The organism is Clostridium collagenovorans DSM 3089, assembly GCF_900130005.1.
Taxonomy (GTDB): Bacteria; Bacillota; Clostridia; order Clostridiales; family Clostridiaceae; genus Clostridium_D; species Clostridium_D collagenovorans.
The window spans coordinates 215402-231942 of the sequence record NZ_FQXP01000003.1 but is presented as its reverse complement, the minus strand read 5'-3'; the positions used below and the strand labels follow the sequence as shown (position 1 = coordinate 231942).

The window sequence follows — 16541 nt, the reverse complement described above, 5'->3', positions numbered from 1 at the left end:
ACTTCTTTGCTCCATAAAAAAACTACAATAATATATTTATATTATTATAGTTTTTTTATTTTATTTCATAATCTTATTTAATTAAGAATTTTTTATTATATCCAATATTTCCTTTATAGTAGCATTAATATATTTACCTGCTCTATAATTTCTTTTTTCAACTATGATTTTTACTTGATCGCCACTTTTTTCAATTTCCTTAATTGCTTTAGGTCTCTCAATAAAAGCTCCCTTAACTTTGAACTCTTCATCCATTATTAAGAAGGTTGGAATTTTAGCTTTATTATCTTCCTTATAATCTTCTAAATATTCTTCATTGCCTTCTCTTCCTACAACTGAAAAATCTATAAGAGAATTTATATCATTTAGTTTTTTTAAGGCTGGTACACTAACAATACAATCCGGACACCATACTTCTGCAAAAGCCAATATATTTACTTTTTCCTTAACTTCTTCTATTTCTTTTACTTCTTCCTCTGTAAGTACTATATCATTATATATTTTTTCTGACTTTTCCTTTTCTGAAACACCCTTTGAATTTAAATACTTATCATAATCAATTCCATGTAAATATAATTCTTTTAAATTCATATATACCTCCAAATAGTACATAAATATATACTTTTTACTTTTCTTTTGTCTTATATTTGCTCATAATTATAATTTTATACACTATAAATATATACTCTTAATAAAACTTTAAAGCATATATTTAAGTCCATTAATATTAACTATTAATGGACTTTTATTTAACTACGATTATATATTATATTTTGATTAATGACAACCACTATTATTTAGAAAGTCTCTTTATAGAAGTGTCCGTTGTAAAGTTATCAGCATTATACAATACCAAAACCTCATCTATGTGATTTTCTTTTATATATTCATTTATGTTTTTCTTATAATATCTTAAGTCTAACATATCTATTTCTTTATAATGATTTGCTAAAAAAGGCATCATACTATGTGCATAAGAATCCTTTATTACAAGTAATTTCTTATCCTTTTTTTCACCCTGTGAAATTTTGTTTTTTATCTCTACTTCACTATGGTTTCCACCTAAAAAAACTGAATATTTATCCTTTTTCGCTAAAAACTCTTTTCTGTATAATCCCTCATGATCCTCTTGTTCATCAACATAATGTAATCTGTGTTCAACATCTTGTTTTGGATAAAATGCCTCTACTTTATCCGGTTCAATTCTTTTATTGTTAAACTTAGAGTAAGTAGTTCCATAGAAACTCTCACTTAATACTTCTCTATTAAAGTCATCTATATCTAAGGCTTTAAACCCTAAGGCCTTAGAGGCAGCAACATATCCATAATAGGCTCCTAAAGATGTCCAGTGGTGATCCGTTTTATAATAAATATCCTCTTTATTATGTACTAGAAGTTCATTATATGCATCTACAAAATTAACCTCTGAACTTATATTGTCTTTTATATAATCTATAATTGCCTTTTGATCAAAGGTAGGTGCTCCATAAGGCAATTTCTCTTGTAAAATCTCTGTAGCTGTTGGAACAACCATTAAACTAACAGGTATATCCTTATTATTATCTTTAAAAGAGTTTACACTGTTTATATTAGTATTTAACAATTCTCCATTAGGTTTTACAAATTTACCTAATAGATGTCCATCTTTTCCTGCAAAAACACTATTATTTTCTTTCATACCTCTTAGGGACTCCATATCCGATTTAAATCCAACCCAGAAATTTCTAAATACAATTTGATCTGTTACATACTTTTCAAACTTCGAAGTATATTCTCCAGATTTCAAATCAGCAAAACTAAATTTAGGTTTTTGCTCTAAATATCTATTTTCTTCTTCTGAAAACCCTTTGCTTGGTGAAATAGCATTTAAAACAAATCCTCCAAATATAAATATTAAAAATAATGCTGTTGTTATCTTATTTGATAGCTTCATCTTAAATCCTCCTCTTAAAATCTAAAATATAAGAATGGATTATAAGTTGCATCAACAAGATATGCAAAGCTCACTACTATAATTAAAACAATAACTATATTCTTTAATACATAGTAGATTTTCTCATTCTTATTCTTAATTTTTTCAGAAACATTTTTTAGTAAAGGAGTTGATGCAATAATCAAAATTATAAACAATGCTAAGTTAGTATATAAATAATATACAGCTTCACTATTAATAAATTGTATTCCACCTATACCAAACATAGCCTTTAAGTAATTTCCTAAATTAGCTAAGTTATCAAAGGAGAATAACACCCATCCAATTATAACTAAAAACATTGTATAAATGTGAGCAATAATATTATGTCCCTTTTCTAAATATTTCAGTAAGAAAGTCTTTTCAACTACTAATATAACTGCAAAGTACAATCCCCAAAATATAAAGTTCCAATTTGCTCCATGCCAAAATCCTGTAAGAAACCATACAATAAATATATTTCTATAAAATTTAACTTTTCCAACTCTATTTCCACCTAAAGGTATATATACATATTCTCTAAACCAAGTTCCTAAAGACATATGCCATCTTCTCCAAAACTCAGTTATACTTTTTGATATGTATGGATAGTTAAAGTTTTCAAGAAAAGTGAATCCAAACATCTTTCCAAGACCAATAGCCATATCAGAGTATCCACTAAAATCAAAGTATATTTGGAAAGTAAAGGCTATAATTCCTAACCAGGCAGCAACAACTGTCAGATCACCAAAGGCCTTTGAAGAAATTTCATTCCATAGTAACCCTATATTGTTTGCAAGTAAAATCTTTTTCCCTAGACCTATAACAAATCTATCTACACCCTGTGCAAAACTATCTACATTCTCATGTCTATGATCTAACTGGTCAGCAATTGTTTTATATCTAACTATTGGTCCAGCAATCAATTGTGGAAATAATGCTACATAAGCTCCAAAAGAAATTATATTTCTTTGAGCCTTTGCATCCCCCCTATAAACATCTATAGTATAAGACATAGTTTGGAAGGTATAAAATGAAATACCTATAGGTAATGCTAATTGTAATAAAGGTATATTACTACCAAACAATGAATTTATATTACTAATAAAAAAGTCACTATATTTAAAGAAACCTAATAGTGATAAGTTAATTATCATAGAAGATATAACAAACCTTCTAGCTACTTTAGGTCTATCTCTATATTTCTCCACTAATAAACCATGTACATAGTCTACCACAGTAGAAAAAATCATTATTGATACATATATAGGTTCTCCCCAAGCATAAAAAATCAAACTTACTGCAAATAAAATCGTATTTCTTAAAAACTTGGGAGAAATATAATATATAAAAATAGTTAATGGCAAAAATATTGTTAAAAATAAAAGACTACTAAAAACCATCCCTGTTTCTCCTCGAATAAAAATAGCTTATTTTGATGATGTAATTTTTCACCAAAATAAGCTTAACTATTTCAATTTTCAAATATTCTATACAAATAAATATCTTTAAAAAACTTTAATATAAACTTCTATTTTAAGTTATTTAAAAGTTCCTTTTCTAAATCTTTAGCATTTGAATCAATAATTAAGTAAACATAATCACCTTTATTACCAACAACTCTAGCTTTAGTTAATTCGTATTGCTCTGGTAAATAAGTAGACCATTGCTTTTCAAGTGCTTTACCATGTTCATCTAAAGACTTTTTAACTGCATCTACTTTACCATCTTTAGCTTTAACTATTATGATTTCATTAGCTTGAACATTAATTGGAGATTTTCTTATTTCTACTTCATCATAGTCATCAGCTTTAAGACCATAAATCTCTTCGATATTTTCTCCTTCAAAAGGTGGAGCAAGCTTAGCTTCAACCTTTGAAGATACACTTTCCATTAAATCCTTAACCGGTACAACTTTTACGTCTTTGTTTGAATTTCCACACCCTACTAATGCAAAAATAGCAATAATAGATATAAATAATGTCATTAATTTTTTCACGCCACTCTCTCCTTAAATGTAGTATTTGTATTTATTAAATTATATCATAGCCTTATTTAAGCCTCAACAAAATATAAATTATGTAACCTTAATGTATATTTTGTAACATTTAGCCTAAATTTATACCTAAAAAAACCTATAAAAATTAAATAAATTAATTTTTATAGGTTTTTAATCCTTTTAAGCTTTATAGTAAGCTTCATTTATTTTAAAATATATTTTATTAATTCTCTAGAAAAGTAATCCAGCTAAAGTCGCTGTAATAAATGTTACTAATGTACCACCTAAAACTGCTTTTAATCCTAATTTAGCTATATCAGACTTTCTACTTGGAGCTAAACCACCTATTCCTCCAATTTGAATTGCTATAGAACTAAAGTTTGCAAACCCACAAAGAGCATAAGTTAAGATAACTATTGTCTTAGGAGCTAATGCATTAGCTGCAATTTCTGTGCTTAATCCTGAATAAGCAACAAACTCATTTAAAACAACCTTTTGTCCTAATAGATTTCCAGCCATTGATATATCTCCAGTAGGTACACCCATTAAATATGCTACAGGTGCAAATAATTTTCCAAATATCCAGTTTAAGCTTAAATAATCCATTCCTACAAATGAACCAAACCATCCCAGTATAGCATTAAGTAAAGCTATTAATGCTACGAATGCAATTAACATCCCTGCCACTGCAAATGCTAATTGAACTCCTTCTGAAGCTCCATTAGCTGCTGCTTCAATTACATTAGATGCAGTTTTTTCAGTTTTAACTTTTACATTATCTTTAGTTTCAGGAACATCTACTTCTGGAAACATAATTTTAGATATAACTAAACTTGCAGGAGCCGCCATAACACTTGCTGCCAATAAATGTCCGGCATTTACACCCATAGCTACATACCCTGCCATTACACCACCAGAAACAGTAGCCATACCTCCAACCATAACAGAAAACAATTCTGACCTTGTCATTGATGGTATATATGGTTTTATCATTAAAGGAGCCTCATTTTGTCCTACGAATATATTAGCCACAGCAGATAAAGTTTCTGCTCCACTTGTTCCCAATAATTTACATATCACCTTTGATAAAGCGCCTACAATAATTTGCATTATACCTATGTGATATAATACACTCATTAAAGCAGAAAAGAACACTATAGTTGGTAATACCTGTATAGCAAATATAAATCCTGACTTATTTGTATCTACTAAATCTCCAAATACGAAGCTTGCACCTTCTGCACCGTAATTAAGAAGTCTAGTTATAGCATCACTAATGCCTTGGAAGAATTTTTGTCCTATTGGTAATTTTAAAATAATAAGTGCAAATATAACTTGGGATACCATTCCCATTAATACTAATTTCCAATTTATTTTCTTTTTATCAGCAGAAATTAAATATGCAATTAATAAAAAAATTAGAATTCCTATTATTCCTATAAACTTATTCATTTTGTTCTCCTTCGTATAGTACTTTCTCTCCCTAAGAATGTAAAAGATAATTCATTGGTATTTTTCTTTGTTCAACTATCATTTGTATATTATTCTATGGGAACTTTTTTAATATACACTTTTTTGACTTTTTATTCAATAATTATTCATAATTATTTTCGGTTTTTTTATCTTTTTTGAATTATTCTAAAAAATATCCGTTATTTTTAATGTTTTATACAATTTTTTTAATAATAAAAGAGAATACCCTTAAGAGTATTCTCTTTTATTTGATCATAGTTTATACATTTTTTATTTGCCAATCTATAGGATTTTTTTCTAAGGATATTAAAGCATTATTTATCTTTGAGAAATGTTTACATCCAAAAAATCCTCTACTAGCCGATAATGGACTTGGATGTACTGTTGATAAAATTATATGTCTTTTATTAGTTATTAACTTTGTCTTATCCTTTGCATTATTGCCCCATAATACAAAAATAACCGGATCCTCTCTTTCGTTTAATGAGGAAATTATCTTGTCTGTGAAAATCTCCCATCCTTTTCCTTTATGAGAATTAGCTTCTCCATCTCTTACAGTTAAAACAGTATTTAATAGCAATACTCCCTGTTTTGCCCAATCCATCAAATATCCATTATTAGGTATGCAGCATCCTAAATCCTCTTTTAATTCCTTATACATATTTAATAAAGAGGGTGGTGTTTTTACTCCTACATTCACGGAAAATGCCATACCGTGTGCTTGATTAGGTCCATGATATGGATCTTGCCCTAAAATCAACACCTTTGTATCTTTATAAGAAGTAACCTGTAAGGCTTGGAAAATATTATTCATATTAGGATATATAACCTTGCTACTATATTCATTTTTCAAAAATTCTCTTAATTTTAAATAATATTCTTCATATTGCTCTGGGCCTAATAATTCATCCCAATCATTATTAAATTTAATCATTTTTTATTACCTTCTTTAACTAGTCAATAATTTATTTTATCTTCTCCATTAAGTAAACTAATCCTATATTTGTAGTTTTAAAGGGATTAATATAAGCTAAAATGGATCAATTTGATTTTAATATTACAAAATATATATTACCATAAAAGCAAGTTATAATTCAAAATACTTATTTTTATATTTTCAAATTTAATATATAGTTGTTTTTTTCTAAAATAAAAAATCTGTGATACTAGAAATTAAATTCATAAACTAAAATATTCACAATTATTTTATAAATATCTTAAGTTATGCATTACTTCAACTCTACCACAGATTTAATATCAAACTTTATACAGTAATTGTACTCTTCTCTTCAATATCATTTATTACATTATTAATCCACTTATTTGACTTAAATCTTTTCAATATAACTATAAATTTAATTAATTCCTCAATACCGGTTACAGCAACTACAATATAAACTTCTAAATTCAAAACAAAGGCTGCTATAAAGGATAATGGAATTCCTATAAGCCACAAAGTTATTCCTTGAAGGATTGTTCCAAACTTTGCATCTCCTCCCCCTCTTAATATACCTACAATCATTATTCCAGTGTATACTTTTATAGGCATAATTAGTGAGTAGAATATTAAAATTCTTATGGAATTAAAATAAGCTATATCAGAGACATTAAATATAGATAATATCAAATGTGCTGTTGATCCTAATAATAAAGCTAAAACTAAACCAACTACAACAGAAGTTGCACAAAGTCTTTTTGCATATAATTTACCCTTTTTCTCATCTCCACAGCCAATTTCTTTGCCAACTACCACAACAGAAGCATTAGCTAATCCAAAGGTGACAATCATAAATAAATTTAATACAGTACTACAAATCTGTACTGATGCTGTTGCGTGAGTACCTATTCTTCCATAGATTATAGCATATGTCACATTTCCTAATCCCCAACAAGCTTCATTTAAAAGCACTGGAGTAATAGTTGCATATACTCTTTTAATTAAGGTCATGGATAAATTTTTCATATCCTTAAATCTAGTAGCTAGTATATGATTTTTCATATATATATACATCATAAGAATTCCACACTCTAAAATTCTTGAGATTAAAGTAGCAATAGCAGCTCCCCTAACACCTAATATAGGTGCCCCAAACTTTCCAAATATCAAAATATAATTTAAAAGTGCATTACAACATAATCCGGCAAAACTAGCAATCATAGGAATTACTGTATTTTCAACACTTCTACATGCCGCAGCATAATTAAAAGTAATGGATGTGAAAATATAACTTATAGATACAATAACTAAATACTGACTTCCTATTTTTATTACCTCTTTATCCGTATTAAAAATCCCTATTATTTTATCTGGTATTGTCAAAGCTATAACTGTGAATATAAGGGATATAATTATTCCACTTATAACACCTACTCCTAAAGTTTTCTTTATGTTCTCAGTATCTTTTTTCCCCCATAATTGAGATATAAATACTGATGCTCCTGAACTTATACCCATTATAAGTAAACTAAATAAAAAATAATATTGATTAGCTATACCAACTGAAGCTAATTCTACTTCACCTAGGTTTCCTATCATCACTGTATCTAACATATTTAATGATGATGCTATTAAATTTTGAATAACTATAGGAAAAGCTAAAAATAATAAACTCTTATAAAACAGTTTATCGTTAAACAATTCCCCAATTTTTAACTTTAGATTTTTCATATTTCCCCCCATAATAAAAACCACTTTGAAGGGTTTCAAAGTGGTTTACTTCTTTCACTTAAAATTTTATGAAATTTAAATACTATTGTCAACAATATTGTATGAACTAATATTCATACATATTATCACAAATACACACCTTTAAGTTTTTATCTTTTAAACATTTTTTATATGAACATAAGAACTCATTTAACTCATTATCACTCAAGTTTACTTTTTCATGACTTCTTAAGGTAACATTTTCCTCATCAATAAAAATTTCTATATCATTAATATCATTTTTTATACTATAGATCGTTGTAGGCTTCATCTTTATTCTGCTTTTATACTTATCATAAAACCCCATAGTCTTTCTCATTGATTCATAGTCATTATTCTCTAAGTTTAAGGAAGAAGTGTCTATTCCCATATCTTTCATTTGACCATATACGTCATCCATGCCTATTCCATAACGACTCATTAACTTTTCTTGTATATTTAAAAGCTTCTCATTAGATATATTATTTTCTTCCATATACTTTTGAATTTGTCTTGAAAATTCAAACATATTAAGTTCACCTTGTGCCATGGAAAAATATAAGTCTTGCATATATAATTCAAATTTATCTACATCAGTGTCTTTAGCTTTGTTCTTCAATTGCTCAAAATCAATAATTTCGTTCATACTTTTCTTCCTTTCCACAATATCATGTGCAGTGTTTTTACTCAAGTAAAATCTAAAATTCTACCCATATATTATATTACTTACTTTAACTTATTATGTCTACTCATTGTTTTCATATAAATTTATCATATCTATCTTTCTAAACAACTTAAGTAGTTACACCATATAATTATAGGGATTAAAAATCCTTTTAATTTCTATACTATAAAGCTACATCTCTTATATCCTATGTTATATATTTTGCATTAAATAAACTTCAATCATATTTTATAAGTTTTTAAAAATTAACATGTAATAAATTACGATGATGTAGATTTAATATTACAAAGTATATTTATTTCTCTACAAAGGTATGTTTAAGGTTGGTATAACATTGATAACTGGTACTTCATAAGGGTGTACTCTTTTAATTGTATCTATTACTATTTTTAGTAGCTTATACTCAGCAGAAAATTCAACCTTAGCCTCATCAACTATACTTAATTTATTAGTTTCACCAGAAAATGGATTTGCATTCTCTAGAGGTCTAAAGGAACCTTTTACCATGGAGTAGCTCATGCAATTATCATAATTCCCACCAATTGTTAAAGCTCCAACTTTATTTAGTTCTTCTCTTAAAACATCTACATATTTTACAGGAATAAAGGTCTCTATCTTTATAATCGAAAAATCCATCTATCCACTCTCCATCTACATTTTATTAATTTATATATTATCATAATAATTTTTAAAATAAAGCCTTTATATAAATTGTTAACTAAAAAATAAAATATTCTGGTAAGCATATTTATATATTCTCACCAGAATTTCTCGTAATACCTATTAAATTTTATGGCATGCATACCATAAGCTCACTTTCTCCATTCAAAGAAAAGTTTTTTAATCCACTTGGGATTATAAAATACTGTCCCTTAGAAAAATTAACCATATTATTTCCATATATGACTTGTCCTTGTCCATCTATAACAGCTATTAATATATATGATTTATTTTCAAAGTCACTTTGACCCTTAAGTGACCACTTTTCTATTTTGAAAATATCACTATTAACATATTGAGCAATAGAAATATTTTTCTTTAAAATATCTCTTTCATCAATATAACTTGGTTCAAAAGGCACTCTTATTACATCTAAAGCCTTTTTTAAGTGAAGCTCTCTTAAATTTCCACTTTTATCTTTTCTGTTATAATCAAATAATCTATAAGTTAAATCAGAGTTTTGCTGAATTTCTAAAGCTAAGGTTCCACCCTTTAAAGCATGAATAGTTCCTGGAGGAATTAATATAAAATCTCCAGCTTTAATATCTACCTCTCTTAATATATCATCCCACAAATTATCTTCTATACTCTTTATTAAATCCTCTTTGCTATTACAGTTATGACCTAATATTAATTTAGTATTAGGCTCGCAATCTAATATATACCAACACTCATACTTTCCATATTCACCATTCTCATTTATTTTAGCATAATCACTATCTGGATGAACTTGAACAGATAAATTCTTATTAGCATCTAATATCTTAATTAAATATGGAAATCTATCTGCAGTTGAGTTATTAAATAATTCTCTATTATTTTTCCATAAATCACTTAAGGTTCTGCCCTCATATTCTCCATTTTCTATAATACAATCTCCATTTTTATGCGCTGCTATTCCCCAACACTCTGAGGTTGAGTCACTTGGTATATTATATTTAAAAACCTTATTAAGATTGCTTCCTCCCCAAATAGCCTCCTTAAATATAGGTCTTAAAAATATAGGTGCATCATTCATTCAATATCTCCTAAATATTAATATACAATTATTGTATGTAAAAACATATCTTAAGTTGTATAAAGAATTCATAATCCACCTAAAAAAGCTGCCTAAAATTTAAATTTATAATATTAAAGCATATTATTAGTATAATTATACCTTAATAATCATGAAATTCTTCCTTTAGACAGCTTAGTTTATTTATTATTATTTATTTACTTTAGCCATAAATGCTTCTATTTCATCAACTTCTTTTATTATATCCTTAGATAAATTAATACATCCATCCTCAGTTACTAATAAATCGTCTTCTATTCTTACACCTATTCCTTCTTCTGGAATATATAATCCTGGTTCATTAGTGAATACCATTCCTGGTTTTAACTCATCTGCTCTTCCTACATCATGAGTATCAAGTCCTAATGAATGTCCAAAAGTATGGAAGTAATATTTAATTACTTCGCTTTCTTCTTTTATTAATCCTAATTCCATACATCCCTTTGCTAATTCCTTCTTAGAAAGTTCGTTTATATCGCTCCATTTAGCGCCTGCTTTTACTGCTGCTTCTATTGCTTTTTGAGCACGTAAAACAGCATTATAAACAGCCTTTTGTCTTTCTGTAAACTTACCATTTACAGGGAAAGTACGTGTTACGTCTCCATTATAAAACTTCCATTGTGCTCCACAATCCAATAATACTAAGCTTCCATCCTCAGCTTTACAATTATTTGATTCATAGTGAAGAACAGTTCCATTATGACCTGATCCCATAATAGTATTGAATGATGTAAACTTAACTCCATGTTTCTTTAATGTATAATCAAAGAATGCTTCTAGTTCATACTCCATCATATCAGCTTTAGCATGCTTCATTACATTTTCTACTGCTTCTTTAGTAATTGCAATTGCTTTTTTAAGTAAATCTATTTCTTCTTCTGTTTTAACTAATCTTAAGTCACCAATTTCGTTAAATACATTCTTGATTCTTAAATATGGATATTTTCTAATTACTTCATTAGCAAAATCCTCTGATATAGTTGATCTTTTACCGTATTCTTGTCTTTCTAAATCTAATAGGATATTGTCAATTTCAAATCTCTCTGGGTAACGCTCAAACTCACTATTAAACTCGTCAATGTATCTTATATTTTCAATCCCTGTTAATTCTTTTGCTTCATCAACAGATAATCTTGGACCTAACCATCTTTCAACCATTGGGTCCTTTCTTTCTATAAATATATTTTCTAAAACCTTCTCACCTTTTTTAGCTACCATGTAAATAGCATTTTCTCTTGGAAAACCTGTTACATAGTAAAAGTTTCTGTTTGGTACAAAACTATATTTATAGTCAGCTGATTTATAAGGTGCATCCCCAGCAAATAAAATTACCACAGAATTATCTTCTATAGTTTCTATAAGTTTTTTTCTATTATTTATAAAAAATTCTTTGTTCATGTATACCTTCCCCCCATTTTTTATACTACAATATTATATTAATACAATTTTTCGTATTATTCAAATATTAAAACTCTTTCTATAATTTTATGCTTTCTTTTAAATCATAAGACATTATATTTAAGAATCGATTTATCATTTCCTTTTCTTCTTCAATTTTTCTCTGTGTTAACTTTCCTCTTCCTAATCTATCGCAAAGAGAAAGTAATGATAACTCTCTTATATCCACGCTTTTTATCATTGACTCTTTATCTGCAAAGGGTAGGTTTTTAGTTATATAAAAAGTATGCATATGAAATCTAACTAAATTAGATACATCATCTATAAATTCTTTATCTTCACTAACCTCACTTAGTATATCCTTTACTATGTTTCCTCCAACAGTATCATGATCATAGGCTGTCAATCTTCCATGTCTCATTTTCGTTGTATCCTTTTTTCCAATGTCATGTAAAAGTGCAGACCACAGAAATACCTTAGGATTTTTCACTAAACCTTTTCTTAAAGCAGCTTCATCTAAAACCATCATTGTATGATTCCAGACACTTCCCTCTGGATGATGTTTTGGTTCCTGTGGCACATATGCAAGCTCTCCTAAAATTTTAAATACACTTTTTTCTAAAACTCTATTATCCCTTAAATTTTCTAGAAAAATAGAGGGCTTTTCATCCTCTAAAAGATGCATTTCAATTTCCTGAAATATAGCTTTGTTATCCATTTGTTATACCTCTACTTTAATTAATATTTTGTCACCTATAATAAAATTTCTTTTTAATTAGTATTATATTCTTTTTTTAAAATCTAATGCTTAAAGTATACTAAATATAAATTATCCATTTTATTATTTCCATTAAACTTTATATTATATAACTTATAATTATATAAGTTATAATTTAGTTTAGTTATTTAAGTTTATTTAATAATTAAAATTGAGATCAAGTCATTTTTCTAAATATTAAGAGCTTGCAAAGTACTATTTTAAAATATACTATAGTCCTTTATCTTATAATAAACTTCTTAAAATCATAAAACAAATATTATAGTTTATTTAATAAAACTTATCTTTTTAAAAGTAAGCTTTAATTGTTATTATGCTATCTAATAACAACTTCCTTCCATGAATCCTTTTTATAAATGTAATATCCATATATGCATATTATCAAATTACTAAAGCTCATAGAGAACCATATTCCATTTTGACCTACAGTAGTTAAGTATTTAAATATTAATATCATAGGTAATCGTACCATCCATAAACGTCCTATCTCCATGTACATAGAATATTTAGTATGTCCTGACCCCTGAAATACCCCCTGTAAAACACTGAATATACCCATAAGTGGCAGTGAAGCGCAAGTAAACCAAAGATATCTTATTCCTTGATTTATAACTTCCATATCATCCTTAGATTGCATAAAGAAATTTATTACTAAATTATCCTGCCAAATTAATAGTAATGCTCCAATTACAGAAAATATAATTGTGAAAACTATAGATTTTTTAAACCCCTCTTCTGCTCTTTTAAAGTTCTGAGCCCCTAAGTTTTGTCCAATTATAGAAGTTAGTGCAGCTCCTACTCCCATGGCTGGTTGCATAATTAAAGAAGTTATTCTATTTACCATACCAAAGGCTGCTAAGGTAGCATTACCATAGGATGCTATAAAACTATTTAAAACCATAAATCCTAAAGCTGAACCAGATTGTCCAACAGATGATGGAATTGCAACAGAAAAGATCTTTTTAGCCATTTCTTTATTTAACTTAACTCCCCTAAACCTAGGTTTAATAATTCCATAATTTTTTTTAAGTATGTACACAGCAGTAACTGCAAGTAATGCCTTTGATAATAATGTTGCTATTGCTGCTCCTGCTATCCCTAAATTAAGTCCAAATATGAATATAGGATCTAATATTACATTTAATATGGCACTTATACCACTTAGAATTGTTGGTGTAACAGTATTCCCTTGTGCATTAAAAATTGAATTGAAATTAAATATAAAAAAAGTAAATGGTATATCTAAAAAAGTTATTCTTAAATATATATTACTATATTTAGCTAATTCCCCCGTAGCCCCCATTATTTTAACAATAAAAGGAGTTAAAACAAAACCTAAAATTGAAAATATTATTGAGCAAATAAATGTTATTAGTATTATTTGACTAGAATATTCCTTTGCACTTTTTATGTCCTCATTACCTAATAGTTGCGATAATATAGAAGTTCCCGCTATACCTAATCCTGCACCTATAGATATAAATAAAAAGTTTACTGGCCATACAAAGGTGGTTGCTGCAAATTGTACAGAACCTATTTTACTTACCCAAACCCCATCCGCTAAGTTGTATAAAGTTTGAATTAAGTTATTAATCATTATTGGTATTGCTAATGTAATTATTACTTTATACATATCTCCATTCAGTATAAAGTCTCTTCTCCCCTGTTTATCCATATAACATCCTCCTTAACTTATATTTATTAACATCCCCTTAATTCCTTATGATTTTAATTTTCAAATTATTTTGTCAATTATCACTTAAGCATCTCTTCATAAATGTTTTATAAAAGTTAATTTAAATAATTATTTATACTTTCTCTTCTAAAGTTATAATGTCCTCCCAATCATTACTAAGATAATTATACACGTTTCATTTATTTTTATCTATTTTTATTTATTTAAATTCTCAATTAGAAACTTATTTTCTATTTATAAACATATAATTTAAAAACTCTAAATATATTTTATATATGATATATTTTCTAGATTGTGGGTGATTTTAGTGTTCAAAAATGATGAAACTTCTTTATCAAAAATAAAGCTTTTACCTTTGAATCCAGATTTTTTATTATTAAAGAAATTCTATTATATCTCTTTGATTTTTTGTCTGTTTTTTATATTATGGATTATTATATTTACAACGCAATACTCCATAATAAAAATTGATGGTACTTCTATGGAGTATACCTTAAAAGATAAGTCAAGATACTTAGCAATATGCTACAAAGAAAATAACACTAAACTACCAAAGTATAAAGATATAGTAACCTTCAATGCTAGAGGAAAAAGTATTATAAAAAGAGTTATTGGTTTGCCTGGAGATAAGGTTATTATTTCAGAAGGAAATCTTTTTATTAATGATGAATTAATACATGAAAAATATATAAAGGAACCTATGGATTCCTCTGAATTCATTGAATGTATAGTTCCTGATAATTGTATCTTTGTCATGGGTGACAATAGAAATAACTCCTGTGACAGTAGGTCAATAGGAACCATACCTTTAAAATCTTTAACTACTAAGCTACTTTTTCATTGAAAATATATAAATATAGTATATGTATTCCTATATCAAGACCTTTCTCAGATTTTATATAGCTTTCCCCCTCACCAAAATATTCCTTAAAGATATAAGATAAACTATCTTGTAGTAAATATAACTAATATATAAATAAGTTCTAAATTCAAATTTATTTATATATGATAAAATCTTGCAATGTATTTTTAACATTGCAAGATTTTATATTAATAATTAATTTTTTATCATCCTTTATAGCTATAGCTCTCTTGCTTAAGAGAAATATTCAGAATTAAATTTTATATTACTCCCAAGTACACCATACTTCAGGATTATACCCAACAGTAGCACTTTTTCCATTACGCACTATTGGAGTTTTGTAAAGCTTAGGCGTCTTTAATAAAATCTCTTCTCTTACAGATGCTGTTCGAATTTTATCCATATTAGCTTTAGCATACTCCTTACTTTCCTTATTTATTAAATTTTCTAATCCAACTGCAGTTTTTACACTTGATAATTCACCCTTACTCAAGGATTTTTCATTTAAATCTATAAATTGAAATTTTATTTTTCTTTCTTTAAAATATCTCTCAGCCTTTTTTGTATCAAAACACTTCTTAGTTCCAAAGATTTGTATATTCATATTCAGTTTATTACTCCTCTACTTTTTAGATATATATTTATTATCTTTTATATAATATCTCCAATTAAATTCTTTTGCTTCTTCAGCATAATCTATTCCTATCCTTGTCGTTTCTATAATCTCTACTTTTTCACTTATTCCTTCACTTAAATAAAGTTTTTCATGAAATAAGTCAATATTATTAAGATCCTTTTCTAACTTAAAAGCTATACATAACTTCGCTGGTCCGGAAGTTAAATTTATAATCTCTTTCTTATTAAGTTTTTCATATGCTTTATTAAATCTATTTTGTGATATGATTTCTACCCCATTAATTGGTTCTACAGCCCTTATAAGTACGCCCTGTGGATTATCATATTCTCCAGTTATAACATTAAAACATTTATACATACCATAAATAGAATATATATATGCTATTCCTGGTTCTCCATATAGAGGCATTACTTTAGGTGTTCTCTTATTATTATAAGCATGACACGCCTTATCTATTTTACCTATGTATGCTTCTGTTTCTACTATTTTACCTATTAATATATTACCATCATAATTTCTTACTAAATATTTTCCTAGTAAATCTTTAGCTACTATTCTAGCATCCCTACTATAAAATTCTTTTTTCAATATTTTCATAA

At 27.3% G+C, this 16541-nt stretch carries 16 protein-coding genes; 1 reads left to right on the top strand and 15 read right to left on the bottom strand.

Going from position 1 to position 16541, the window contains the following annotated elements:
• Positions 1–81 precede the first annotated feature (81 nt).
• The 13 genes from BUA48_RS01130 to BUA48_RS01070 form a co-directional block, all read right to left on the bottom strand.
• Complete coding sequence (locus BUA48_RS01130) at positions 82–591, bottom strand: thioredoxin family protein (RefSeq protein ID WP_072829225.1); 510 nt, start codon at positions 589–591, stop codon at positions 82–84.
• A 202-nt stretch (positions 592–793) separates the two neighbouring features.
• Positions 794–1933, bottom strand: a complete 1140-nt coding sequence (locus tag BUA48_RS01125; RefSeq protein WP_072829223.1) for a DHHW family protein — start codon at positions 1931–1933, stop codon at positions 794–796.
• A 14-nt stretch (positions 1934–1947) separates the two neighbouring features.
• Positions 1948–3354 (bottom strand): MBOAT family O-acyltransferase, encoded by a 1407-nt coding sequence (locus BUA48_RS01120; protein ID WP_072829221.1) that lies wholly within the window; start codon positions 3352–3354, stop codon positions 1948–1950.
• A 128-nt stretch (positions 3355–3482) separates the two neighbouring features.
• Positions 3483–3950, bottom strand: coding sequence for a DUF4358 domain-containing protein (locus BUA48_RS01115; protein WP_072829219.1), 468 nt, complete (start codon positions 3948–3950; stop codon positions 3483–3485).
• Between the two features lie 231 nt (positions 3951–4181).
• Positions 4182–5402, bottom strand: a complete 1221-nt coding sequence (locus tag BUA48_RS01110) for a NupC/NupG family nucleoside CNT transporter (RefSeq protein WP_072829217.1) — start codon at positions 5400–5402, stop codon at positions 4182–4184.
• A gap of 280 nt (positions 5403–5682) precedes the next feature.
• On the bottom strand, positions 5683–6357 hold the full coding sequence (locus tag BUA48_RS01105) for a uracil-DNA glycosylase (RefSeq protein ID WP_072829215.1): 675 nt from the start codon (positions 6355–6357) through the stop codon (positions 5683–5685).
• 330 nt (positions 6358–6687) lie between these two features.
• Complete coding sequence (locus tag BUA48_RS01100) at positions 6688–8091, bottom strand: MATE family efflux transporter (protein WP_072829213.1); 1404 nt, start codon at positions 8089–8091, stop codon at positions 6688–6690.
• A gap of 106 nt (positions 8092–8197) precedes the next feature.
• Positions 8198–8755 (bottom strand): DUF3867 domain-containing protein, encoded by a 558-nt coding sequence (locus BUA48_RS01095; protein ID WP_072829210.1) that lies wholly within the window; start codon positions 8753–8755, stop codon positions 8198–8200.
• A 342-nt stretch (positions 8756–9097) separates the two neighbouring features.
• The gene (locus BUA48_RS01090) at positions 9098–9430 is read right to left on the bottom strand and encodes a YqfO family protein (RefSeq protein ID WP_072829209.1); all 333 of its coding nucleotides are present in this window, start codon (positions 9428–9430) and stop codon (positions 9098–9100) included.
• A 154-nt stretch (positions 9431–9584) separates the two neighbouring features.
• The gene (gene manA / locus BUA48_RS01085) at positions 9585–10532 is read right to left on the bottom strand and encodes a mannose-6-phosphate isomerase, class I (RefSeq protein ID WP_072829208.1); all 948 of its coding nucleotides are present in this window, start codon (positions 10530–10532) and stop codon (positions 9585–9587) included.
• A gap of 189 nt (positions 10533–10721) precedes the next feature.
• Positions 10722–11969, bottom strand: a complete 1248-nt coding sequence (locus BUA48_RS01080; protein ID WP_072829206.1) for an aminopeptidase P family protein — start codon at positions 11967–11969, stop codon at positions 10722–10724.
• 79 nt (positions 11970–12048) lie between these two features.
• Positions 12049–12687, bottom strand: coding sequence for an HD domain-containing protein (locus BUA48_RS01075; protein ID WP_072829205.1), 639 nt, complete (start codon positions 12685–12687; stop codon positions 12049–12051).
• Between the two features lie 376 nt (positions 12688–13063).
• A complete protein-coding gene (locus BUA48_RS01070) occupies positions 13064–14422 on the bottom strand; it encodes an MATE family efflux transporter (protein ID WP_072829203.1) in 1359 nt (452 codons plus the stop codon).
• A gap of 328 nt (positions 14423–14750) precedes the next feature.
• Here BUA48_RS01070 and lepB point away from each other — a divergent pair, with 328 nt between their 5' ends.
• Positions 14751–15287: a signal peptidase I gene (gene lepB, locus BUA48_RS01065; RefSeq protein WP_178138930.1), complete on the top strand. Its 537-nt coding sequence runs from the start codon at positions 14751–14753 to the stop codon at positions 15285–15287.
• Positions 15288–15570: 283 nt separating this feature from the next.
• Here the strand turns inward: lepB and BUA48_RS01060 are convergent, their stop codons facing one another.
• Positions 15571–15909 (bottom strand): arsenate reductase family protein, encoded by a 339-nt coding sequence (locus tag BUA48_RS01060; RefSeq protein WP_072829201.1) that lies wholly within the window; start codon positions 15907–15909, stop codon positions 15571–15573.
• Positions 15910–15927: 18 nt separating this feature from the next.
• Positions 15928–16539, bottom strand: a complete 612-nt coding sequence (locus BUA48_RS01055; protein ID WP_072829199.1) for a DNA-3-methyladenine glycosylase — start codon at positions 16537–16539, stop codon at positions 15928–15930.
• Positions 16540–16541 lie beyond the last annotated feature (2 nt).